The following is a 22,154-nucleotide window of genomic DNA, read 5'->3' on the forward strand; positions in this document are numbered from 1 at the left end:
GGCCTGGGCGGCGATCGCCGCTCCGACCCTCGCCGAACGTCATATATGATGTACGACGTGACCACGACGCCATCTGCTCCGACCGCCCTGCCCTCGCGCACGGAGCACGCTCTCGCCACCATCAAGGAGGGCATCCTGAGCGGCCGCCTGGCCGCCGGGCAGCCGCTGGTCGAGGTGGACCTCGCGCAGGAGCTCGCGATGTCGAAGACGCCGGTACGCGAGGCGCTCAAGACGCTGGAGATGAGCGGGCTCGTCGTCGTACGGCCCTACATCGGGGTCCGGGTGCGCGAGCTCACCCAGGCGGACGCGGTGGCCATCTACGAGACCAGGCTCCTGCTGGAGCCCGAGGCGACGCGCCGCAGCGTGCTGCGCGGAGCGGACATCGTGGCGGCGCGGGCCGCGCTGCTGCGTGCCGACGAGGCGACGGCTCCCGCACAGCGCAGCCTCGCGAACCGCGCGTTCCACGCGGCGCTGTGGGCCGCGGCGGACAACCCGATCCTCGTCGGCATCCTGGAGAGCCTGCGCGACCAGGCGGCGCTGGCTGCCGTCACCACCTGGGCCCGCCAGCCGAGCTGGCGTGACGAGGCGCAGGAGCACGCGCAGATCCTGGCGGCAGCGGAGGCGTCCGACGCCGACCGCGCCGCCGACCTGACCCGCCGGCACATCGCCGGCTTCCTCGACCGCCTGCGTCAGGGAGGTGGGACCGCCTGACCCGCAGATAGCCACGACCAGCTGGTCAGGACAGCGAGGTACGGCCCGTTCACCGCCAAGTTCCCGGGCCGCACCTCTGAAACGGGTGCTCCGAACCGGAGCACTCACGTCACTCGATGAACCACTCGATCAATCCCATCGAAGAACCAACCGAAGAACAAGGAGCAACGATGCTCAATGGTACTCAGCAGCCCCCGTCCACCGCAGTCCGCGCCCGGCGCAGCCAGATGCGGTGGACGATCGTCGCGTTCTCCGCACTCGGGCTCACCATCGCCTATCTCGACAGGGCGGCGCTCAGCGTCGCACTGCCCTTCATCGCGGAGGACTTCCACATCAGCCCTGCCGTGCAGGGTGTGCTGCTCTCGTCCTTCTTCTGGACGTACGCGCTGTTCCAGGTGCCGTCCGGCTGGCTCCTGGACAAGTTCGGGCCGCGCGTCATCTACCCGATCGCTGTCGGCTGGTGGTCGCTGTGGACCGCGCTCACCGCGTTCGCGACAGGGGTCACGAGCCTGATCGTCTTCCGGCTCGGGCTCGGCATCGGCGAGGCCCCCGTGCAGCCCGCGAACATCAAGGTGGTCTCCACCTGGTTCCCGCGCCGCGAGCGGGCCTTCGCCTCCAGCCTGTTCGACATGGGCCAGCAGATCGGCTCCGCGCTCTCCATCCCGCTGGTCACGTGGATCGCGGTCTTCGCCGGCTGGCGGTGGACGTTCGTCGTCATCGGCGCGGTAGGGCTCCTCTGGATCGTCGGCTGGCTCGCGATCTACCGCGCCCCGCACAAGCACCGGCGCGTGAACGCCGAGGAGCTCGCACACATCCGCTCCGACCAGGCCGAGATGGTGCGTTCCACCGCCGAGCCGGTGCGCTGGAGCGCGCTCCTGCGCGACAACCAGACGTGGGCGCTCATGCTCGGCTACGTCTTCCGGTCGCTCGCCGGGGCGTTCTTCCTCACCTGGTACCCCACCTACCTGCTCGACGAGCGCGGGTTCACCGAGGCGGAGTTCGGGATGGTCGGGGCCCTGCCCGCGGTCATCGCCATCGGGTCCACGGTGCTGGGCGGGATCGTCTCGGACCGGATGCTCGCGTCCGGCCTGTCCCCGAACGTGGCGCGCAAGGTGCCGATCATCTCGGGCCTCGTGCTGAGCGCGTGCATCGGCTTCAGCCCGTTCGTGGAGAGCAACGCGCTCCTCATGGTGGTCCTCACCGTCTCGAGCGCCGCGCACTCCTTCGCCGGCGCCGCGATCCTCAGCCTCCCCGCCGAGGTCTCCCCCAGCCCTGAGCGCGTCGGCTCCCTGGCCGGCTTCCAGAACTTCGGGTCGCAGGTCGGCAACCTCGTGAGCCCCATCGCCATCGGCCTCGCCCTCACCGTCTCCGCCGGCTCCTACCTCTGGCCCCTCGTCCTCGCGGCGATCAGCTGCCTGGTCTCCGCGGCGATCTACGCCTTCTGGGTGCGCATCAAGCCGGTCGAGCAGCTCGAGAGGCAGGACGCCGTCGGCCCCCTGCAGAACGGAGAATCATGACCAGGCACACCGACGTCGTAGCGCGGCTCGGGACGGTGGTCGGCATCCCGGTCGTCCCCTATGCGCCCGACGGTGGCGTCGACCTCGCGCGGACCGGCGAGCTCGCCGACCGGCTCATCGGCTCAGGGCTCGGCGCGATCACGCCCAACGGCAACACCGGCGAGTTCTACGCGCTCTCCCCGCGGGAACGTGCGGACGTCGCGCGCACGGTCACCGGCGTCGTCGGCGACCGTGCGGTGGTCGTCGTCGGCGTGGGGCTCGATCCCGCGACGGCGAGGGCCGAGGCCGTGCAGGCCGGCGAGCTCGGGGCGCACGCGGTCATGGTGCACCAGCCCGTGCTCCCGTACATGTCCCGGGCCGGCTGGGTCGAGTACACGGCAGCGGTCGCGAGCGCCGTGCCGCGTCTCGCCGTCCTGCCCTATGTCAGCTCGCCGGCCATCCGTGGCGCGGACGTCGCGGCACTGGCACGGCGGGCGCCGAACGTCGTAGGGGTCAAGTACTCCGTACCGGACCCGGTCGCCTTCGCGGAGACCGTGCAGGACACCGACGCAGACCTGCTCTGGATCGCGGGCCTGGCGGAGTCGTATGCACCGTCGGCGTGGCAGGCGGGTGCGCGTGCGTTCACGTCGGGCCTGGTCAACGTGGCGCCGGAGATCTCGTTCGGGCTGCTCGACGCGCTGCGGAACGACGACACGGAGCGTGCGGCGGCCGTGTGGCGCCGCATCCGCCGGTTCGAGCAGCTGCGCGCGAGGGACCGGTCGGCGGACAACGTCTCGGTGGTGAAGGAGGCGATGCACCAGCTGGGCCTGTGCGACCGGTCGGTGCGGCCGCCGAGCACGGTGCTGCCCGACCCTGACCGCGCAGAGATCGCGCGAATCCTCGACGGCTGGAAGGCAGCGGCATGAAGATCGACAAGCTCACCACGTACCTGCAGCGGGTCGGCGACCGGCCGCGCGTCCTGCTGCGGATCACGACCGACGACGGCGTCGACGGCTGGGCGGAGATCTACAACCACGGGCCCGATCTCGCCTATCCGGCGATCATCGAGTTCATCGCAGACCAGATCGCGGGGATCGACGCGTCTCGCGTCACCTTCGTGAACCAGCTACTGCACCAGTCGGCCCGGTTCCCGCAGGGTGCGCTCGGCCTCGCCGCCATCGCCGCGGTGGACCACGCGCTGTGGGACATCGCCGCCAAGGCCGCCGGGGTGCCCGTGTACCAGCTGCTCGGGGGCCGGGTGCGGGACCGGGTCCGCGTCTACGCGGGGCTCTACTCGGCGCCCGACGTCCCCGAGCTGCGCGACCGCACCGCCGAGCTGAACGCGACCCTCGGCGTCGACGCCTTCAAGCTCAGCCCGTACCGGCGCGACCTGCACACGTCGCGGTTCGGGATCGTCGCGCGGGAGCTCGCCGACTGGTTCGGGGACATCCGCGAGGCGCACCCCGACGAGTGGGAGTTCGCGTTCGACGCGCACGGCTGCCTGTGGGAGCCGCGGCAGGCGGTCGACCTGGCCGCGGCGCTGGCACCGAACGAGCCGATGTTCCTCGAGGAGCCGATCCGTCCCGAGTACCTCCCGGCGTGGGGGCGGATCCGCGCGGAGATGGCGGTGCCGCTCGCGACCGGGGAGTCGCTGTACTCGCCGAACGAGTTCCTCGGCCTCCTGAGCGTGCAGGGCGCCGACATCATCCAGCCGGACATCTGCGTCGTGGGCGGGCTGACGCAGATGCGCAAGATCGCCACCCTGGCCGAGGCGCACGCCGTCCCCGTCGCGCCGCACAACCCGCTGGGCCCGCTCGCGACCGCGGCGAACGTGCACTTCGCGGCGGCCACGTGGAACTTCTCGATCCTGGAGTACAAGCCCGACGACGTGTCGTGGTGCCACGACCCGTACGTCCCCACGGACGGGCACCTGGAGCTGCGGCCCGACCGGCCCGGCTGGGGCATCGAGATCGACGAGGCAGCACTGGCACAGGACGACTGGGTGCACTGGGAGCGCAAGGTTCCCGTACGGAAGGACGGATCGACGGCATGGATGTGACACGCACCGGCGAGGCGCAGGAGACCACACCGGACGAGCTCGACGCCGTCGTGGGCAGCGCATCCGGCGCGGCACAGGCGCTCGCCGCCTGGCCACGCGAGCGGCGGGCGCACCTGCTGGACGCGCTCGCCGACGCCCTGGAGGGCGACCGCGACGCACTCGTCGCGGAGGCCGACCGCGAGACCGCCCTCGGCCCGGGACGGCTCGGCGGCGAGATCACCCGGACGGCGTACCAGCTGCGCTTCTTCGCCGAGGTGGTCCGCGAGGGCGCCTACCTCGAGGCGACCGTCGACCACGCGGGTCCCACCCCCATGGGGCCTCGCCCCGACCTGCGCCGCATGCTCGTGCCGCTCGGCCCGGTCGCCGTGTACGCCGCGAGCAACTTCCCGTTCGCGTTCTCGGTACTGGGCGGCGACACGGCCTCGGCGCTCGCCGCGGGCAACCCCGTCGTCGTGAAGGCGCACCCGGGGCACCCCGCGACGTCGGATCGGGTGGCCCGGCTCGCGGAGCCGGCCGTCGCGGCAGCCGGCGCACCGCCGGGCACGTTCGCCGTCGTGCACGGCTTCGACGCCGGACGCCGGCTCGTGTCCCACCCCGCGATCCGGGCCGCCGGCTTCACGGGATCCCTGGCCGGCGGGCGGGCGCTCGCCGACGCGGCCGCGGCCCGGCCAACGCCCATCCCGTTCTACGGGGAGCTCAGCAGCATCAACCCGGTGCTCGTCACGCCAGGTGGAGCGCTGCACGACGCCGAAGGCTACGGCGCGGGGCTCGCCACCTCGGTGCTCCAGGGTGGTGGGCAGTTCTGCACCAAGCCCGGACTCGTGCTCGTCCCGGCGGGCGAGGCCGGAGACCGCGTGGTGTCCGCGCTGGCCGAGGCGATCGAGCGGGCGCCGGCACTGCCCGCGCTGACGACGGGGATGGCAGACGCATACGAGAAGGGCGTGGCGGCCCGGTCCGCCGCCGCGGCGCTCCGGGCCAGAGGGAATGAGGCGGAGCCGGGCGCCACCCGGCCCGCCCTGCTCGAGGTCACGGCCGGATCGCTCACCGCGCAGCTCGTCGAGGAGTGCTTCGGTCCTCTCGCCGTCGTCGTGCGGTACGGCTCCGAGGCAGAGGCGGTCGCCGTCGTCGAACAGGTGGAGGGGTCGCTGACCGCGACCGTCCTCACCGGCGGGGCGTCCGACCAGGAGCTGCCCGCCGCGCGGGCCGCGCTCGCGGCCCGCGCGGGGCGCGTCCTGTACGACGGCTACCCGACCGGCGTCGCCGTCAGCTGGGCACAGCACCACGGCGGGCCGTGGCCGTCGACCAACACGCTGCACACCTCGGTCGGTGCGACGGCGATCCGGCGGTTCCTGCGGCCGCTCGCCTGGCAGCAGGCCCCCGAGCACGCACTACCGGTCGAGCTGCGGGACGGTCCTCCGGTCGTGCCCGTCCGGATCGACGGGAGGCTCGTGCTGCCGGAACGCTGACCGGCTACCGGCAGACCTCCGGGGCAATCCCATGGCCATAGCCGCCCGGCGGACCTACGCTGGTCGTGTCCCCAGTCCTACGACGACGTAGCGGTGACCCGTCATGACCTGGAACTTCCTGCCGCGCCCGGCACGCGCGCCCGACCCGCTGGTGACGCTGCGCCTGCAGGTCCGGCTCGGGGAGCTCGCGGCCGAGCTGCGTCGCGTCGAGGAGGACCCCGACGTCTACGCTCGCGCCCACCACTGGTTCGCCGTCCAAGGCGCCTACGACGCGCTGCTGCGCGAGGCGTGCCGGCTCGCGGGCCTGCCCACCGAGACGGCACCGCTGCGCGCGGACGAGCGCGCCGGGGCCAACGAGCGCCTGCGAGAGGAGCTGGAGCTCAGCTCGCGCGGCTGGTCCTGGTGAGGACGCCTGGTGAACTCGTGTCATGAGTCGATGAGTATTTGAGCGGGGTCACACAGACCGATCGAACACGCGTTCACATGCCGGGTGGTGGCTGGGACCTGGGCCGTGCCCACCCACCACACCCCATCAGGACGTGGCGGGCAGGGACTGGACGACGTAGGAACCAACCCTCAGGTCGCACCCGCGGCCTGAACCTGGACGCCCGAGAAGGGCGGTGTCTCACAAGCCTCAGGGCTTCCGAACACGCCGTAAGGTCAGGGAATGTTTCCCTGGCTCGAGATCGCCGGGTGGACCGGTTCCATCCTCGTCGTGCTCTCCCTCACGCAAGCGCGTGTGCTCCGCTTCCGCTGGCTCAACCTCATCGGCTCGCTCGTCGCGACCGCCTACAACGCGATAGTGGGAATCTGGCCGTTCGCCGCCATGAACGCCGCCATCAGCTTCATCAACATCTACTGGTTGTGGCGCCTGAACCGCGAGCGCCACGACGCCGCGGTGTACGAGGTGATCGAGGTGGCACCCGACGACGCGTACCTCCTGCACGTGCTCCGCACCCACGCCGCGGACATCGCGAGCGTCGCACCGGGGTTCGTGGCGCTGCCCGGGCCTGGTGAGGAGCGTTCGGCGTTCCTGGTGCAGCGCGGTGACGAGACCGTGGGCGTGGTGGAGGTGCGCGACGCCGGGGACGGCACGGGCGTCGTCGACCTCGACTGGGTGACCAAGCGGTTCCGCGACTTCACTCCCGGCGAGTTCGTGTACCGGCGCAGCGGGATCTTCGCGGCGAAGGGGTTCCGGCGCGTCATGGTGCCGCAGGCCGGACCCGGTGAGCTCGCGTACCTGCGGAACGTGGGCTTCCGCCCGGAGGGCCCCGACGGCGGGGCGTGGGTGCGGGACGTCGTGGTGGAGAGCGGGCGCTGACCTCAGTACTCGTCGGTTGCCATTCCGGACGGTGTCATTCCGGACGGTGTCATTCCCGACGATGTCATTCCCGACGGTGTCATTCCCGACGGTGTCGGAACCGGAGGGAACGTGACTCCCAAGGGGTGCGGCACCGCGATCGAACGGTCGGGTTTCCCGGCCCCAGCAGGCCTCGCACCGCCCGGCATCCACACCAGCGCCGGGTGCGCGGGCACGTCGCCGGCGCGATCCCGGAGCCAAGCTGCGCCCTCCTGCGCCCAGGTGAACCCGGGCCGGCCGAGAACTGCGCGGTAGATCTCGCCCGCGCGAACGGGGTGCCGTTCCGCGAGGTCCCGGAGTGCGAAGTCGGGGACGTGCCCCGCGTCCAGGGCCTCGGACACCTGGCGCACGGCCGCCGGGCTGATCGGTGACGTCGAGCCGTGCAGGTCTGCGAGCATCCCGTAGGGGGCCCCGAGCACACGGAGCCCGTGGACCGGGTGGTGCACGGGGTACCACGTCCCGCCGTCGCGCCGCCCCTGGTCCAGAGCCTCGCGAAGCTCGCAGAGGTCGTGCTCCAGCGGGTGGCTCGGCCACCACGTCTGCCACATGCCCGACGACTCCCATAACTGGTCGAGGTCCTCGACGAGCCGGGAGCCCACCCTGGCCACGCCCTGCCCGCCGAACAGGTGCAGGAACTCCTGGTGCTGCGCCGTGAGGGCCATCCGTGCTCGCTCGACGATCACGGGATTGCGGAACGGCAGTGCCGGAGCGCCCCGGACGAGCTCGGCCATCAGGCCGAGCATCGCCGTCCGCTCCCCCGGCGCGTACAGGTCGACGGCGCCCACCAGCATCCAGAGCTCACCGACCGGCAGCGCGTGCCCGGCCAGGAACCGCCCGGTCCGCAGGTCCGCACGTGGCAGCGGGGCTCTCGGGTCGACGTGCAGCGTGTACTCCAGGTCGTCGCCGAGGCAGCGCACCCGCACCCCGCTACCCGCGCGCCGCGTGATCTCGAAGACTGCGTGGATGCCGCCGGTGCGCCACACGTCCAGCAGTCTCCGGTCCCGGTCGGTCAGCTCCGCCGACCAGTCGGCGTAGCGGTCGATCAGGCGCATCCCCAGCGGTGGTACGTCGAAGACGATCTGTGCCGCCGCGAGGGCCAGGGTGCGACCCTCGCCATGGTGCCCGCACAACGTACGGCCATGATCCCGCTCGGCCATCGTCATCACACGGCGGACGTTGGCGGCGGTGTGCTCGCCGAACGGCGGGCTGGTCGCGTACTCCAGCAGCCTCGCGTACAGCTCGGATGCGTGCCTCAGGGCGGATTCGGTCGACGCGGATTCGGTCGTCTCTTGGGATTCCATACGAACATCATCCGACGCCATCAACACCAACGAGCACCTTCATCCACAGTTCTATGGGACAAGCCCTCGTCGGCGACCGACTCAGGTGGCCTCCGGATCCGCACCCTGGGCCGCGCGTCCGCCGTCGACCGGCAGGACCGCGCCGTTGACGAACGCCGCCTGGTCGGAGAGCAGGAACGCCACGGCCTCGGCGACCTCGCCGCCCGTACCGACGCGGCCCAGCGGGTGCAGGGCAGCCATCTGCCGGTCGACCTCGGGATGCTCCCGCCGGTACTCCTCGTAGCGCGCGGTCTCGATGGACCCGAGGGCGACGGCGTTGGTGCGGATCGCGTCCGGCCCGTGGTCGACGGCGACAGCGCGCGTCAACGCCTCGACCGCGCCCTTCGCGGTGGCGTACGGCAGGGCGCCGCGCACAGGACGCTGCGCCTGGTGGGACGAGACGTTGACGATCGCCCCCGCCCGCCCGTACCGCAGATAGTGCCCGACGGCGGTGTGGCAGCCGGTGATCGCGAGCGACAGGTTCGCCGTGATCGCTGCGAGGACGTCGGACGGCGGCGCCGTGATGGGCGCGTCCCGGAAGACGGCGGCGTTGTTGACCCAGCCGGCGAGCGGGGCCCTGGCCTCCGCCAGCTCAGCGGCGCGGCGCGCGACGTCGGGATCCCCGGCGTCGCCGCTGACGAGCGTGACGTCCCGGGCCGCCCAGGTCGCCGCGGCGGCCAGGTCGAGCACCACGACAGGTCCCTCCGCGGCGAGCCGCTCCACGATGGCGCGCCCCACACCCTGGCTGCCGCCGGTCACCACGAACGAACGCACGGTCACTCACCTCCGACGACGCGTACCCCAGTGCTTCCGGTCGTCGAATCTACAATCGCCGACAACACCGTGCCGGGTCGGGCAGCGTCGGCGACCCAGTAGGGTGCGGCTCGTCGATGCTCATGCCGGCGGGCGGGGACGCCGTCGGGCACGAAAGGAAACGTCAGGGTGTACGACCAGGTCACACCACGTCCGCGCATGCCGGTGGCGGTACTCGTGTGGGCGCTCGCCGTCCTGCTGGGTCTCGCGGCGGTGATCGGCACGGTGTGGGTGCTGACGCGCGACGTGTCCGATCCGCGAAGCGCACCGACGCAGAGCCCTGACCACGGCACGACGGCGCCCGCGGCCGGGCCGAGCCCGTCCGAGGCCTCCACCAGCCCCGACCCTTCCCCCACCCCGAGCACCCCTCCCCTGGAGCCGGCGCCGACGGTCGTCGCGGTGCACGGCACCGCGTCCGGCCGGTGTCTCGACGTGCCCGGGGGCACCGCCGTCGACGGCGCCGCCCTGCAGATCTACGACTGCAACGGCACAGCGGCCCAGCAGTGGACCGCGTCCGCCTCCGGGGAGCTGCGCGCCCTCGGATCGATGTGCCTGGACGACCCGAGCGGCGGAGCGGCCGGCACCACCGTCACCGTCTGGACCTGCCACGGCGGCGCGAACCAGCAGTGGGCACCGCAGGCCGACGGCACAGTGCGCAACGTCGCGACGGGTCTGTGCCTGGACGTCTCAGGGGCGGGCACGGAGAACGCGACGCCCGTCATCGTCCACGACTGCCATGCCGGCGACAACCAGCGGTGGTCCGTCTCGGGGTGACCCGGGGTGACGCGCCACCCCGAGACGGCGGCCGACGTCACACCTGGGACGCCGCGAGCTCCCGCAACGCCTCGACGACAAGGGCGTGGTCGTCCTGCTGTGCCAGACCGGACACGGTGACGACGCCGACGATGCCGACTCCCGCGATCCGCACCGGGAAGGCCCCGCCGTGCGCGGCGTACTCCTGGAACAGCAGGCCGTGGTCGGCGTTGAAGTCGGTCCCCTTCGCCCTGGCCCGCAGGCCCACCAGGTACGAGGACGCCCCGAACCGGTAGACGACCCGTACCTTGCGCTTGATCCAGGAGTCGTTGTCGGGCGTCGTGCCGGGCCGCGCCGCGTGGAACACCTGCTGCGTGCCCTTGCGGATGTCGACGACGACGGGCAGGTCCCGCTCGGTCGCCAGCTCGACGAGCCGGGAACCCAGGCGCCAGGCCTCCTCGTGCGTGAACGTGGTCAGGACAAGCTCGGTCTCCTGGGCCTCGACCTCGGAGATGGCTGAGGTGACATCTGATGCGCTCATGCCCCCATCCTGCCAATACTGTCGACTTGCCAATGCCGCCGTCTTGCCATACCGCTAGACGAGGGACTGTCCGAAACGTCCGAAGCGCTCTATACTGGAAATCCGGAGTCATGAAGTGGCTCCAGGTCCGCAGGGGATCTGGGAGTTCACATGTCATCCGTCAACCAGTATCGAGACACCTCTGCCGACGGCATTGAGGGTGACCTTGGTCTCGGCCTCGAGATTGACCGCTCCGGTCAGGTGGACGAGCCCGTACCCCCGGCCCTCCCTGTGTCCCCGGCCCTCCTGGGTGAGACGATGATCGAACGGGCGAAGACCGTGGTCATCGTGGCCCGCCGCGTCGACGAGGACCAGGCCGCCCAGATCCTGCTGGAGGCCGCCGACAAGGCCCACATTCCCGTGCGCGTCGCTGCGGACCAGGTGATGACCGCGCTGGAGGAGGGCGTCGACCCCAACGGCGGCATCACGCAGGACATGCTGGTGCAGGCTCTCGACTGCGTACGGCCCGTCGAGCGCGACCCGAGCAGCGCTCAGGTCGGCGCCCAGATCACCAACCCGGTCACCAGCCCGGTCACCACCAACCCTGTCACCACCAGCCCGGTCACCAGCCAGGTCAGCGAGGTGAGCAGCGACCAGAGCAAGCCGCTGCCCACCGGACCTCCGGCCCACCAGGCGGCCTGACGGGCCGGACGGCGTCGTCGTCGGACCCGTCAGGATCAAGCAGGTGTCAAGCGGTCAGGACGTACCGAACTCCGCCGCGACGTGGTAGATCCCGCCGCCCCAGCCGTCCTCGGGGAAGGCGTCGGTCACCCTGATATAGACGGCCTTGTCCGGGCCCAGATACGGCGTCAGGTCGAGGGTGTGGTCGGCCTTGTTCGAGCTGTCCCTGATCGGCTCGTCCTCGGTCAGCACGGTGGTCCAGCTCTCGCCGTCGGGCCCGACCTGGACGACGTACTGGTTGTCGATGGTCAGTGTCGCCTCGGCCGACGTGGCCTCGGCGGGGAACGGGAACCGGTAGACGAAGTGGCTGGTGCCGTCGGCGAACCGGCTCCCGACATGGCTCAGCCCGGAGCCGCCCGCGTCCCAGAGCCAGGCGAGCTCCTGCGTCGACCCGGCGTCGAAGTCGATGGTGCTCGCCACCTGGATCGTGACCCGGGTGGTGTAGCTGAGCCCGGGCTTCGCGGTGACCCTCACGGTCAGCGGGTAGCTACCGTCCGCGGTGTTCGCGGGCACCGTGACGTCCAGCGGGATGCTCGCCCGCGCGGGCGTGCCGCCACCCGGCGGGACCAGCCGGACGCGGCTCCGGGCCGGATCCACCGTCCAGCCGTCCGGACCGCTCACCCGCACGTCGGCGCGCACGGGCCGGCGCCCCTCCGACGTCGCGGCCACCTCCACCTCGGTCCGTGCCGACGACGTCGCGCCGGGGCTCGGCATCACCACCAGCTGCGTCGGCGACATCGTCGCCGACAGCGACCGCGTCGGCGCGCCCTGCGGAACGTCGGCGATCAGCGCGCTGAGCGCACTGGCCTGGGTGCGCCAGTCGAAGACGTTCGGCGAAGCCGTGGTGCCCGCACCCGACCAGCGCAGGCCGAGCCGCTCGGCGGAGTCGCGGTCGTTCGCCCAGATCGTCTCCGCCTGCCGGTCCACGAACTCCGCGTAGCGCGCATCGCCGGTGGTGTCGGCCAGCTCCGTGAGGTAGCGCATGAAGATGCCCTTGAACTGCTTCTGGTTGTCGTCGCAGGTGCGACCGAGCGGATCGCAGGACTCGGTGAGCACCCCGTCCGTCGTCAGCGCGGCGGAGCCGAGCGCCGCGTCGGCCAGGTGCCGCGCGGAGGCGAGCAGCTCGGCGTCACCTGTCGCCCGGTACAGCTCCAGCGCCGCGCCGATGCCGAGGCCCTGGTTGTAGCTCCACACCGTGTCGCCGTTGTTGGCGCAGGCGTCGGTCAGCCCGTCGTTGACCAGGCCCTCGGCGTTGATCAGGCCGCTGGCGGCGTACCAGTCCCAGGCCTCCTGAGACCGCTCGAGCCAGGCGGTGTCGCCGGGGATGCGGTTGTGCAGCTCAGCCGTCAGGCGGATCCACTGGCCGTTGGTGACGGCGTTCTTGTAGGTACGCTCCTCGTTCCACCAGATCCCGCCGCCGCACGTGCTCGGGTCCCAGAACCCGTGCATGAAGTCGGCGATCGTGCCCGCCATGTCGAGGTACTTCTGGTCGCCGGTCAGGTCGTAGGCGGTCACCCAGTTCAGGGCCCACCAGCCCGCGTCGTCGATGGCGCGGCTGGTGAAGTTGCCGTAGATCTCGTCGGTGGAGCGTTCGCCGGCCGGGAACGGACCCTTGTTGGTCTCGAAGCTGTGGTCCAGCTCGTCCAGATAACTACGGTCCCCGGTGCGCTCCATGTAGTCGCCGATGGTCTGCAGGGCGACGGCGGAGTTCCACCAGCTCGAGGGGAACCACGCCTTCTGCTCGTCGTAGGAGTCCAGCAGCACCTCGGTGGCGACCCGGGCGCGGGCGACCTCGGTCGAGCCGGCGGTCGCCGGCTGTCCGGGAGGTGGTGCGGCCTGCACCGCGACCACCGGCTGCAGACCGACGGCCACGGCGAGGCCCATCAGGGCAAGGCGGATCACGGAAACGCGGATGCGACGCGACATCGTCATCGATGAGCTCCTCCCCCAGGCGCAACGTTGCATCTGGATTCATACCAAACATATAGGAGGAAAGGGTTAAATGCACCCATCTACTGGACGTGGTACGGGAAGAGCAGCGCCCTCAGCGCGTCGAGCTGCCCGGCACCAGCTCTGTGGGCAGCGTGACCTTGGTGACCTGCCCTACCTCGCGAAGCTGGGCGAGGACGAGGTCCACCGCCTCGTGGCCCATGCGCGACTCGTCCTGCCGGATGTGGGTGAACCGGTAGCGCGCCTTGTCGTAGAACGCGTCCGGGTGGTCGAAGCAGACGATGCCGAGGTCACCCGGGACGGTCCGGCCGGCTCGCTGCGCGGCCTCCCGCAGCAGGACGGCGATGTTGTACTCGGTGGCGACCAGACCCGTCAGGCCGGGGTTGGTGGCGAGGAACTTCTCGAGCTCGGCGATGTCGTCGTCAGGCGCGACACCGCTCCCCGGGACCGTCGAACGGACCTGGCGGTACTGGTGCGCCGGGTCGAACGGGACGTGCCTGGTCGCGTGCGCGGCGACGACGCCGTCGAGCCGGTCCTGCACCGTCGAGACGGTGCTCGACGCCGACACCAGGCCGACGTGGTCGTATCCCGCGGCGAAGAGGACGTCGGCGGCCTGGCGGCCCGCAGAGACGTTGTCGGAGCAGACCGACGACACCGGGACGCCGTCGAACACACGGTCCAGGATGGCGACCGGGAACGACTGGGTGATCAGCTCCAGCACCGCAGGGGGCACGTACTGCGACGAGCTCGGCTCGAGGATCAGCCCCTGGACGCCGTCGGCCACCAGGGCCCGGACCATGTCGTCCTCCGCCTCGCGGTTGCCGAGGCTGCGCTTGACCACGAGGTTCGCGACGGTGCTCGACGCGTCGAGCAGCCCCGCCAGCACCCGCGTGCCGAAGGTGTCGTCGAAGTCGGTCAGCACGCACCCGATCAGCGGGGTGGGCCCGCTCCCGGTGCTGACGGCGTTCGTGGCGGTCTCGCTGACGACCACGGTCCCCAGCCGGGGCCGTCGGGTGATGTAGCCGTCGGCACGCAGGAGGTCCATCGCCCGCTTGAGCGTGATGGCACTGACCCCCAGCTGCTTGGTCAGCTCCGACTCCGCGGGCATCCGGTCGCCGACGCCATAGGTGCCCGCATGGATGGCGTCGCGGAGCTTCTCGTACACCTCGAGGTAGAGCGGCTGGCTCACGGATGCCCCTTCACCGATCGGACGTGGCCAATCAGTATGACCAATGAATCCGCCATGGCTGACTCCGCCACGGCCCACCGTATGCGGCGGGTCATCACCGCGCCTCGAGCGACGCGCGCAGCTCGAGCGCCATGACCGCACTGAGCTGGGTCGAGTAGAACACCGGCAGCTCGGCCGGACGGCGCCAGTCGCCGCCCGCCAGGAGGTACCCGTCCCGCTGGCTCGTCTCCCACAGCCGGTCGGTGCTGGTGCGGACGAACTCGACCAGCGCAGCGGCGTCGGGCGACGTCGTGCCGAGCCGGCCGAGGAGCGTGCCCAGGTACCGGTAGAGCACGCCCTTGAACAGGCCCTCGTCTCCCCCGCCGCCCTCGCTGCCGACGACGCCGTCGGGCGCGAGCTCGCGCAGCGCCGTCGTGGCGGTGCGCAGCGCCCGGGCGACGAGCTCCGGTTCGTGCACCACCGCATCGAGCGCTACCGCCGCCCCGACGTACAGGCCCTGGTTGTAGGTGAAGCGCCACTGCGTGTCGATCCGGCCGTCGCCCTCGCGGTTGATGCCGTCCTCGACGAACCCGTCGGGCCCCACCAGCGTGGCGGCGATCCAGTCGAACGCCGCGGTGCCGTGGTCCAGGTACCGCGGATCGGGGTCGTGCTGGTGCAGGCGGGCGGACAGGATCACGAACGGACCGTTCGCCGGCGTGTTCTTGTAGTAGAGCTGCTGCTTGCGCCACGCCACGCTCGCACCCAGCGTCTCGTTCCACCCGTGCTCGACGACGTGCTCCCAGAGGGCGCGGGCGTCGTCAAGGGGCTCCTGGCGCCCCGTGGCACGCGCCAGTCGCTCCAGGGCCAGCGCGTACCAGAGCATGTCGTCGAAGTAGTCGTTGAACAACGACCCGTCGTTCCTTGCGCGCAGGTTGGCGCTCGTCGCCTCCGCCGCCGTCAGCCACGCCTCGTCCCCGGTGCGTTCGAACGCGTCGAGGCGCGCGTCGATGACGTGGGCGAGCCACCAGTAGTTGAACGTCGAGTTGTCCCCGACCGGGTAGGTGTTGTCGAGCAGCTGCGGCTCGGCAGTGCCGAAGAAGTGGTCGAGACTGCGCTGCGCCAGGTCGGCGCGGTCCGGCCAGGGGTTCGGGGTCGTCATGTGGCTCCTTGGGTCACTGCCCGTTCGGTGTCAGTGCGCGTGGTGTCAGTGCGCGTGGTGTCACTGCGCGTTGTCGGCGAGGATGCGGTCGCCGAGCTCCTGGGCCTCGTCCAGCGCCGTCTGTGCGTCGGTCTCACCGCCGAGGAACTTCTCGAGCGCGGGGATGAGGGCCTTGCCCTCGACGTCGGACGCGCCGGGGATGTTGGAGCGCACCTCGGCGTACTCCATGGTCTCGATGAAGGCCTGGTACCTGTCGTCCTGCGTGAAGTACGGGTCGTTCGCCGCCTCGATGGTGGCGGGGATCCAGCCGGAGATCTTCGCGAAGTCGACGCCGTTGGCCGGCTCGGTGGTCCACCACTTCATGAACTCCCAGGCCCCGTCGGGGTTCTCGGCGCCCTCCGGGATGACCAGGCCGAACCCGCCCATGCCCGCGCCCTGGTCGCCGTCCGGGCCCACCGGCGGCTGCACGATGCCGTAGCTGACGTCGGCCTCGTCCAGCGCGGTGAGCGCCCACGGCCCGTCGTACTTGATCGCCAGCTTGCCCTCCGCGAACGAGTCGACGCCCTCGCCGAAGCCGGGCTCGTACACGCCGGCGTCGAGCAGGCTCTGCCAGAACTCGAGCACCTCCAGCCCTTCCGGGCTGTTGAACGCGGTGGTGGCGCCGTCGTCGCTGAACATCTGGCCGCCCGCCTGCTTGAGCCAGATGTTGAACAGGCCCGGGTCGTCCAGTGCGAACCCGGCGACGCTCAGCTTGTCGCCGTCGCGCTGGGTGGCCGCCTCGGCGGCGGCCTTGAGCCCGTCCCAGTCGGTCGGCGGCTCGACCCCCGCCTCCTGAAGGAGGTCGGTGTTGTAGAACAGGGACCGGTTGTCGACGAGCAGCGGCAGGCCGTACGTGCCGCCGTCGACGACGAGCTCGCCCATCGCCTGGTCGTAGAACTGCGCGGTGTCGACGCCGTCGGCCTCGATGTACTCGTCGAGCGGCGCCAGCGCGTTCTTGGGCACGTACAGCGGGGTGTTGTAGCGGTCCCACAGGACGACGTCGGGCACGCTGCCGGACGCGAGCGCCGTGAGCAGCTTCTCCTCGACGAGCTCCTGGCCCACGTACTTGACCTCGTACTCGTCCTGGGACTCGTTGAAGGCGTCCGCCTGCCGCTGGAGCTGCTTGGCCTGGTCCCCTGACCAGGAGCCCCAGAAGGTGACCTCCTCCGGGCCGCCGCCCGAGCCGCCGTCGGACGCGCTGCCGCAGGCGCTCAGGGTTCCGGCCAGTACCGCCGCCGCGGCGAGGGCCCCGGCCATTCGTGTCGCACGCTTCATGACGCTGCTCCTTTGCAGATGTCCTGCTTGCAGGTGTGGCTCACTTCGTCCCCGAGTGGGCGAAGTTCTCGATGATGTAGCGCTGGGCGAAGATGAAGACGACGAGGACCGGCAGGCTCGCCAGGATCGTGCCGGCGAGCAGCGGCCCGTACTGCGTCTGGTACTCGTTGACGTACCCGGCAAGCCCCACCTGGACGGTGAGCATCTCCGGGTCGTTGAGGGCGATCAGCGGCCACAGGAAGCTGTTCCAGCCCGCCTGGAACGTGAGCACGCCCAGCACGGCGAGGCCTGCCTTGGCCAGCGGCAGGTAGATGTTCCAGAAGATGCGGAACTCGCTCGCGCCGTCGATACGCGCGGCATCGCCGAGCTCGTCGGGCAGCGCCTGGAAGAACTGCCGCATGAAGAAGACGGCGAACGGTCCGGCGGCGAACGGGATGAGCACGGCGCCGTAGCTGTTGATGAAGCCCGCGCCGCCCTCGCCGAACAGGTCGTTCCCGCCGACCAGGGGGAACCGGCGCAGCACCAGGAAGGTGGGGACCATGGTGATGATGCCCGGCACCATCATCGAGCCGAGGAACAGCGAGAAGACGACGCCGCGGCCCCGGAAGCTCAGCTTGGCCAGGGCGTACCCGGCCAGGCCGCCGAAGAACAGGTTGGTGGCGACCCCGCCGAGCGCGATGATCGCCGAGTTGGCCAGGTACTGCCCGAAGGGTCCGTCGGTGAACAGGGTCACGTAGTTGGCGAGCGTGGGGTTCTCGGGGGCGAGCTGCAGGTAGGACGAGAGGATCTCGCCCTCCGGCTTGAGCGACGTCGACAGGGTCCAGACCAGCGGCATGACCGTGGTGAGGCTGATCAGCACCACCGCGAGCGTCCACACGACCCTGCCGAGCACCGCGCGGGTGGTCGTGGGCCGCTTCTGGAGGTCCGGCGGGACGGCGACCCGCGCGTTGGCCGGCACGTTCGCCGGCTCGGTGGTGACGGCGCTCATCGGTCCCGCTCCCGTCCGGTGGCGCGGGCATTGGCGACCGAGAACACGAGGATGACGAGGAACAGCACGAACGAGAGCGCTGAGGCGTAACCCATCTCCAGGCGGCCGAACCCGCGGTCGTAGATGTAGTAGACGAGGGTCAGCGTCGAGTTGCCCGGGCCGCCCTTGGTGAGCACGTACGCCTGGTCGAACACCTGGAAGGCGGCGATCAGCAGCAGCGTGAGGATGAGGAACGTGGCCCGCGAGATGGACGGCAGCGTCACGTGCCAGAAGACGCGGAACGCCCCGGCGCCGTCGACGCGGGCGGCGTCGACCAGCTCGCCCGGCACGCCCTGGAGCGCGCCGAGGTAGATGATCATGTTGGCGCCGAATCCGGCCCAGACGCTCATCATGACGATGGCGATCATGGCCCAGCGGGACTCGTACAGCCAGGCCGGTCCGTCGATGCCGAACCAGCCGAGCACCACGTTGAGCAGGCCGTACTGCGGGTTGAGCAGCCAGAACCAGATGGCCGCCGTGGCGACCGTCGAGGAGACCACCGGGATGTAGAACAGCGTGCGGAACACACGCGAGGTGCGGCTGCTGCGGTTGAGCAGCAGCGCGGTGCCGAGCGCGACCAGGACCCCGGCCGGCACGTACAGGACGGTGTAGAAGGCAGTGTTGCGCACCGCCACCCAGAAGATCGGGTCGTCGACGATGCGCGCGTAGTTGGCCAGGCCCACCCACTCGAAGTCGCCGATCACCGCGTAGTCGGTGAGGCTCAGGCCGATCGCCATGACGACCGGCAGCAGCAGGAAGACCGCGAACAGCGCCACCGGAACGGCGAGGAAGATCCACGCGCTGATGGTCTGCTGACGGCGGGTGCCGCTGACGGCGGCGCTCATCGCGCGGCCCCGCTCCCCGGGGCGTCGGCGGCTTCCGGTGCCGGACGCCGGTACGTGCGCAGCCCGGCGGTCTCCAGCGCGAGCTCGCAGAACATCGCGTTCGCCCAGGAGAACCACTCGCGCGTGAAGGTCGCGGGGTCGTCCACGTGAAAGGACTCGTGGACCGCGCCCGTCCCCGCGTCGGTCGCCAGGATCAGGTCCAGCAGCTCCCGGCGCTCGTCCGGGTCCGTGCTGGTGAGCCCCTGGATCGCGAGCGCGATGGGCCAGACGTGCCGCTCCGGCGTGTGCGGGCTGCCGATCCCGGACGCCGCCGAACCGCTGTAGTAGTACGGGTTCGCGTCGCTGAGGATCATCGCGCGGGTCGCCGTGTAGAGCGGGTCGTCGGCGGCGCACCAGCCCAGCAGCGGCAGGGACAGCAGGCTCGGCGAGTTGCCGTCGTCGGCCAGGAACGCTCCCCCGCGCCCGTCGACCTCGTACGCGTACACCGGCTCGCCCGCCGGTCCGGGAACGACGCCGTGCACCCGGATGCCGCGTTCGAGGTCCGCCCGGAGCGCGGCGGCGTCGTCGGCCAGGACGTCGTCGTGCAGCACCTCGGACGCGAGCGTGCCGAGGTAGCCGAGCGTCACGACCGCGAACGCGTTGCCCGGCACGTTGTAGCCGTACCGGCACGCGTCGTCGCTCGGCCGGAAGCCCGCCCACGTCATCCCCGTGAACGCGACCTCGGGGCCGCGCCCGTCGCGCACCAGGGTGTCGGACGGCGGGCAGTCGGTCCGCTCGAACGTGTACGGGGACGTCTCGTGCCGCTGCTCGGTGCGCCACAGGTCGACGACGGTGCGGGCCACCTCCCCGAACCGCGCGAGGTGGTCGGTCCGGCCGGTGATCCGCCACAGGTCGTGGGCGAGCTGCACCGGGTAGGCGAGGGAGTCGATCTCGTACTTGCGCTCCCACACCCACGGTGACTGGCCGGTGCCGGGCTGCCCCGTGCGGTCCCTGTGCCCGGCCGCGGTCGGGCCGTCGTTGAACGCGTTGGCGTAGGGGTCGTGCAGGATCGAGTCCTGCTGCCGCCGCGAGACGGCCGCGATCGTGTCGGCCAGCCGGGGGTCGGCGCCCGCGAGGTGCAGGAACGGCGCGAGCTGCGTCGTGGAGTCCCGCAGCCACATCGCCGGGATGTCGCCGGTGATCACGAAGGCCGTGCCGTCCGGGTGCGGGGTGATCGTCCGGGCCAGCGTGTCCGCCATGCAGCGCTCGACGGCGTCCGCCACCCGGTCGCCGAGCCGGTCGCGCACTGCCGCGACCAGGCCGGCGAGGACGTCCGGGTCGTACAGGGCGTCGGGTGCGGGCGCGCCGAGCGGGGCTGATGTTCCGGTCATGAGTCCGTTCCCGTCGTGCGGCTGGTGTCGCCGAGCGTGTACCGCAGCGTCGCGTGGTCGAGGTCGAGGTGGGTGGCGCCGCCCCGCCCAGCGGTGAGGACCACGGAGACGGTGTTGCGGCCGGCGCGCAGCTCGACCCCCGGCACGGTGACCGTGGCCCACGTGCCCCACGAACCCGTGGCCGGGAAGGACTGGTTCGCCACGCGCGACCCGTTGACCACAACGTGCCGCGCCGCGTCACCGGCCCCCGCCGCGTACCGCAGGGTGAGGTCGTAGGCACCGGGCCTGGTCACGCTGACGAGCAGGTCGATCCGCTGCGTGCGGGCGTCGCGACCCGCGACGTAACCCGTCCCCGTGAAGCCGGGCCGGCTGGTCTCGACGCGGACGCCGCTCAGTCGCCCGGACTCGGCCTCCACCTGCCGGGAGACGGTCATCCGGTCGAGGTTCAGGTAGTTCGCGCTCCCCGCGGCCGACGAGTACTCGACGGTCACGGTGTTGTGGCCCGCCCCGAGGCGGACGCCGTCGAGCACCACCTCGGACCAGCTGGACCAGGCGCCCGTACCGGCAAAGGTCAGCGCGTTCGCCACCGGGACGCCGTCGACCAGCACGCGGCGTACGGCGTCGCCGGCGGCCGCGGCGTAGCGGAACCTGAGCTGGTGCGGCCCGCCGGAGGCCGCGACGACGTCGAACGTCACGGCCTGTCCGTCGGCGTTCCAACCGGCGAGGTAGCCGCGGCCGAGGAAGCCCGGCTGGCTGCTCTCCGCGCCGAATCCCACGGCGCGGCCGTTCTCGGCGTCGTGGATGCCGGTGCCCGGCTGGGGACCCGACCACCGGTTCGGCGTGACCACCTGGAGACCGGACACGGCGGCGGCCGCCGTCAGGCTCTGCAGCGGCTCGGTGCCGGTCGGGGCGGACCAGTTCGGGCCCATCAGGTCGTCGGACGGACGACGGTGCGACCACGCCTGGGTCACGTTCGCCTGGAGCATGGGCAGGTACTGGTCCTGGCCGTGCTCGTTCACCAGGGTCATCAGGGTGCGCACGAGGATCGGCTTGAACCCGCCACCGTCGTTGATCCCCTCCGAGACGAAGGTGCCGCCGTTCGTCAGGTGCTCGGTCGACCAGTCGGCGGCGGCCGTCGCCTTGTCGAGGTAAGTGTCGTCACCGGTCACCGCCGCCAGCTGCGCGGCGGCCCCGATGTAGGTGCCGAAGTTGTAGGTGAAGTCCCACTTCACGAGCCGCGCGGGGTCGCCCTCGAAGTGGTCGTAGACGTGGCCGTCCTCGTGCAGGTGGGTGTCCACCCAGCCGAAGAGGGTCTGGGCGGCGGCGAGGTAGTCGGCGTCACCGGTCGCGTCGTAGAGCCACGCCGCCGTCCAGGCAGCGGTCGCGTTGGTCGCCACGTTCTTCTGGTCGCGCACCGACTTGCGCCACCAGATCCCGCCGCCGTAGGTGTCGTCCTGGTCCGCCCAGATCGTGGCGAACAGGTCCTCGGCGCAGTCGAGGTAGCGGTCCTCACCGGTGATCTCGTAGGCGCGGACGCACCCCTTGGCCCACCAGCCCTGGTCGTCGTTGAAGTCGTTCTCGAAGGTCGGGTAGTACGCGACGAAACCGTCGTAGACGTCGTCGAGCATCCGGCGGTACCTCTCGTCGCCGGTGCGCTCGTAGGCGTCCATGACCAGGTCCCAGAGCTGCGCCTCCCACCAGAAGTCCGTGTACAGGCCGTCCTGCGGCCCGTGCGCGTGCTCCTCGTGGACCTGGCGGTCGCTGTAGGTGAAGAAGTAGTTCCGGGACGGGTCCCAGAACGTCTCGACGAACGCGTCCATCGCCGCGTCCGCGTCGCGCTGCGTCGCGGCACCCGCCGGGGCCGCTGCGCCGACCGCACCGCCGATGGTGCCGCCGAGCACGAGGGCGGCCGCCGTCAGCGCCGCCGTGAACCTGCCGAACCGCACGCGTCGCGGCTGCCTCTTCTTTCCGGCCTCGCTCTTCCAGCTGCTCTTCCAGCTCATGGTCCGAACCCCATCGTCCGTCGTCCGCACGGTCCGGCCGTCGTTGGCCTGACCTTGTA

20 protein-coding genes are annotated in these 22,154 nt (G+C 71.2%); 9 read left to right on the top strand and 11 right to left on the bottom strand.

Going from position 1 to position 22,154, the window contains the following annotated elements:
* Positions 1–48 precede the first annotated feature (48 nt).
* From AB0I32_RS11865 to AB0I32_RS11895, 7 genes are all read left to right on the top strand, one after another.
* Positions 49–711, top strand: a complete 663-nt coding sequence (locus AB0I32_RS11865) for a GntR family transcriptional regulator (protein ID WP_357506068.1) — start codon at positions 49–51, stop codon at positions 709–711.
* Between the two features lie 170 nt (positions 712–881).
* Positions 882–2,228, top strand: a complete 1,347-nt coding sequence (locus tag AB0I32_RS11870; RefSeq protein ID WP_357506070.1) for an MFS transporter — start codon at positions 882–884, stop codon at positions 2,226–2,228.
* On the top strand, positions 2,225–3,133 hold the full coding sequence (locus tag AB0I32_RS11875) for a dihydrodipicolinate synthase family protein (protein WP_357506072.1): 909 nt from the start codon (positions 2,225–2,227) through the stop codon (positions 3,131–3,133). Before AB0I32_RS11870 ends, AB0I32_RS11875 begins: the two co-directional genes overlap by 4 nt.
* Positions 3,130–4,266: a mandelate racemase/muconate lactonizing enzyme family protein gene (locus AB0I32_RS11880; RefSeq protein WP_357506074.1), complete on the top strand. Its 1,137-nt coding sequence runs from the start codon at positions 3,130–3,132 to the stop codon at positions 4,264–4,266. The genes AB0I32_RS11875 and AB0I32_RS11880 overlap by 4 nt, the downstream gene beginning before the upstream one ends.
* Entirely contained in the window at positions 4,257–5,732 is a 1,476-nt protein-coding gene (locus AB0I32_RS11885; RefSeq protein ID WP_357506076.1) for an aldehyde dehydrogenase family protein, read from the top strand. Before AB0I32_RS11880 ends, AB0I32_RS11885 begins: the two co-directional genes overlap by 10 nt.
* Before the next feature lie 103 nt (positions 5,733–5,835).
* The gene (locus tag AB0I32_RS11890) at positions 5,836–6,138 is read left to right on the top strand and encodes a hypothetical protein (RefSeq protein ID WP_357506078.1); all 303 of its coding nucleotides are present in this window, start codon (positions 5,836–5,838) and stop codon (positions 6,136–6,138) included.
* Between the two features lie 261 nt (positions 6,139–6,399).
* Positions 6,400–7,053, top strand: coding sequence for a hypothetical protein (locus tag AB0I32_RS11895; protein ID WP_357506080.1), 654 nt, complete (start codon positions 6,400–6,402; stop codon positions 7,051–7,053).
* A 2-nt stretch (positions 7,054–7,055) separates the two neighbouring features.
* Here the strand turns inward: AB0I32_RS11895 and AB0I32_RS11900 are convergent, their stop codons facing one another.
* The gene (locus tag AB0I32_RS11900) at positions 7,056–8,393 is read right to left on the bottom strand and encodes a hypothetical protein (RefSeq protein WP_357506082.1); all 1,338 of its coding nucleotides are present in this window, start codon (positions 8,391–8,393) and stop codon (positions 7,056–7,058) included.
* A gap of 81 nt (positions 8,394–8,474) precedes the next feature.
* Complete coding sequence (locus tag AB0I32_RS11905; protein WP_357506084.1) at positions 8,475–9,206, bottom strand: SDR family oxidoreductase; 732 nt, start codon at positions 9,204–9,206, stop codon at positions 8,475–8,477.
* A 168-nt stretch (positions 9,207–9,374) separates the two neighbouring features.
* Here AB0I32_RS11905 and AB0I32_RS11910 point away from each other — a divergent pair, with 168 nt between their 5' ends.
* Positions 9,375–10,019 carry an RICIN domain-containing protein gene (locus AB0I32_RS11910; protein WP_357506086.1) on the top strand — a complete coding sequence of 215 codons (645 nt, stop codon included), beginning with the start codon at positions 9,375–9,377 and terminating at the stop codon, positions 10,017–10,019.
* Between the two features lie 37 nt (positions 10,020–10,056).
* Here AB0I32_RS11910 and AB0I32_RS11915 read toward each other — a convergent pair whose 3' ends face one another.
* Positions 10,057–10,539 carry a heme-degrading domain-containing protein gene (locus AB0I32_RS11915; RefSeq protein WP_357506088.1) on the bottom strand — a complete coding sequence of 161 codons (483 nt, stop codon included), beginning with the start codon at positions 10,537–10,539 and terminating at the stop codon, positions 10,057–10,059.
* 150 nt (positions 10,540–10,689) lie between these two features.
* Here AB0I32_RS11915 and AB0I32_RS11920 point away from each other — a divergent pair, with 150 nt between their 5' ends.
* On the top strand, positions 10,690–11,220 hold the full coding sequence (locus AB0I32_RS11920; protein ID WP_357506090.1) for an ANTAR domain-containing protein: 531 nt from the start codon (positions 10,690–10,692) through the stop codon (positions 11,218–11,220).
* A gap of 54 nt (positions 11,221–11,274) precedes the next feature.
* On the opposite strand, the gene AB0I32_RS11925 is transcribed toward AB0I32_RS11920, so the two are convergent.
* From AB0I32_RS11925 to AB0I32_RS11960, 8 genes are all read right to left on the bottom strand, one after another.
* Positions 11,275–13,191 (bottom strand): glycoside hydrolase family 76 protein, encoded by a 1,917-nt coding sequence (locus tag AB0I32_RS11925; protein ID WP_357506092.1) that lies wholly within the window; start codon positions 13,189–13,191, stop codon positions 11,275–11,277.
* 112 nt (positions 13,192–13,303) lie between these two features.
* A complete protein-coding gene (locus AB0I32_RS11930) occupies positions 13,304–14,398 on the bottom strand; it encodes a GntR family transcriptional regulator (protein ID WP_357506094.1) in 1,095 nt (364 codons plus the stop codon).
* Between the two features lie 94 nt (positions 14,399–14,492).
* On the bottom strand, positions 14,493–15,536 hold the full coding sequence (locus tag AB0I32_RS11935) for a glycoside hydrolase family 76 protein (protein ID WP_357506096.1): 1,044 nt from the start codon (positions 15,534–15,536) through the stop codon (positions 14,493–14,495).
* Between the two features lie 60 nt (positions 15,537–15,596).
* Complete coding sequence (locus AB0I32_RS11940) at positions 15,597–16,850, bottom strand: ABC transporter substrate-binding protein (RefSeq protein ID WP_357506098.1); 1,254 nt, start codon at positions 16,848–16,850, stop codon at positions 15,597–15,599.
* A gap of 40 nt (positions 16,851–16,890) precedes the next feature.
* Positions 16,891–17,838, bottom strand: a complete 948-nt coding sequence (locus AB0I32_RS11945; RefSeq protein WP_357506099.1) for a carbohydrate ABC transporter permease — start codon at positions 17,836–17,838, stop codon at positions 16,891–16,893.
* On the bottom strand, positions 17,835–18,722 hold the full coding sequence (locus AB0I32_RS11950) for a sugar ABC transporter permease (RefSeq protein WP_357506101.1): 888 nt from the start codon (positions 18,720–18,722) through the stop codon (positions 17,835–17,837). Before AB0I32_RS11950 ends, AB0I32_RS11945 begins: the two co-directional genes overlap by 4 nt.
* Entirely contained in the window at positions 18,719–20,092 is a 1,374-nt protein-coding gene (locus AB0I32_RS11955; RefSeq protein ID WP_357506104.1) for a glycoside hydrolase family 125 protein, read from the bottom strand. The genes AB0I32_RS11950 and AB0I32_RS11955 overlap by 4 nt, the downstream gene beginning before the upstream one ends.
* A complete protein-coding gene (locus tag AB0I32_RS11960) occupies positions 20,089–22,095 on the bottom strand; it encodes a glycoside hydrolase family 76 protein (protein ID WP_357506106.1) in 2,007 nt (668 codons plus the stop codon). The genes AB0I32_RS11955 and AB0I32_RS11960 overlap by 4 nt, the downstream gene beginning before the upstream one ends.
* Positions 22,096–22,154: the final 59 nt, after the last annotated feature.

Source organism: Promicromonospora sp. NPDC050249 (genome assembly GCF_040656015.1).
In the GTDB taxonomy this organism is placed as follows: domain Bacteria; phylum Actinomycetota; class Actinomycetes; order Actinomycetales; family Cellulomonadaceae; genus Promicromonospora.

What these genes read in the sequence shown, in the direction of transcription:
- AB0I32_RS11865 (WP_357506068.1), top strand. Translation starts at nt 49, where the DNA reads ATGTACGACGTGACCACGACGCCATCTGCTCCGACCGCCCTGCCCTCG.
- AB0I32_RS11870 (WP_357506070.1), top strand. Translation starts at nt 882, where the DNA reads ATGCTCAATGGTACTCAGCAGCCCCCGTCCACCGCAGTCCGCGCCCGG.
- AB0I32_RS11875 (WP_357506072.1), top strand. Translation starts at nt 2,225, where the DNA reads ATGACCAGGCACACCGACGTCGTAGCGCGGCTCGGGACGGTGGTCGGC.
- AB0I32_RS11880 (WP_357506074.1), top strand. Translation starts at nt 3,130, where the DNA reads ATGAAGATCGACAAGCTCACCACGTACCTGCAGCGGGTCGGCGACCGG.
- AB0I32_RS11885 (WP_357506076.1), top strand. Translation starts at nt 4,257, where the DNA reads ATGGATGTGACACGCACCGGCGAGGCGCAGGAGACCACACCGGACGAG.
- AB0I32_RS11890 (WP_357506078.1), top strand. Translation starts at nt 5,836, where the DNA reads ATGACCTGGAACTTCCTGCCGCGCCCGGCACGCGCGCCCGACCCGCTG.
- AB0I32_RS11895 (WP_357506080.1), top strand. Translation starts at nt 6,400, where the DNA reads ATGTTTCCCTGGCTCGAGATCGCCGGGTGGACCGGTTCCATCCTCGTC.
- AB0I32_RS11900 (WP_357506082.1), bottom strand. Translation starts at nt 8,393, where the DNA reads ATGGAATCCCAAGAGACGACCGAATCCGCGTCGACCGAATCCGCCCTG.
- AB0I32_RS11915 (WP_357506088.1), bottom strand. Translation starts at nt 10,539, where the DNA reads ATGAGCGCATCAGATGTCACCTCAGCCATCTCCGAGGTCGAGGCCCAG.
- AB0I32_RS11920 (WP_357506090.1), top strand. Translation starts at nt 10,690, where the DNA reads ATGTCATCCGTCAACCAGTATCGAGACACCTCTGCCGACGGCATTGAG.
- AB0I32_RS11925 (WP_357506092.1), bottom strand. Translation starts at nt 13,191, where the DNA reads ATGACGATGTCGCGTCGCATCCGCGTTTCCGTGATCCGCCTTGCCCTG.
- AB0I32_RS11935 (WP_357506096.1), bottom strand. Translation starts at nt 15,536, where the DNA reads ATGACGACCCCGAACCCCTGGCCGGACCGCGCCGACCTGGCGCAGCGC.
- AB0I32_RS11940 (WP_357506098.1), bottom strand. Translation starts at nt 16,850, where the DNA reads ATGAAGCGTGCGACACGAATGGCCGGGGCCCTCGCCGCGGCGGCGGTA.
- AB0I32_RS11945 (WP_357506099.1), bottom strand. Translation starts at nt 17,838, where the DNA reads ATGAGCGCCGTCACCACCGAGCCGGCGAACGTGCCGGCCAACGCGCGG.
- AB0I32_RS11950 (WP_357506101.1), bottom strand. Translation starts at nt 18,722, where the DNA reads ATGAGCGCCGCCGTCAGCGGCACCCGCCGTCAGCAGACCATCAGCGCG.
- AB0I32_RS11955 (WP_357506104.1), bottom strand. Translation starts at nt 20,092, where the DNA reads ATGACCGGAACATCAGCCCCGCTCGGCGCGCCCGCACCCGACGCCCTG.
- AB0I32_RS11960 (WP_357506106.1), bottom strand. Translation starts at nt 22,095, where the DNA reads ATGAGCTGGAAGAGCAGCTGGAAGAGCGAGGCCGGAAAGAAGAGGCAG.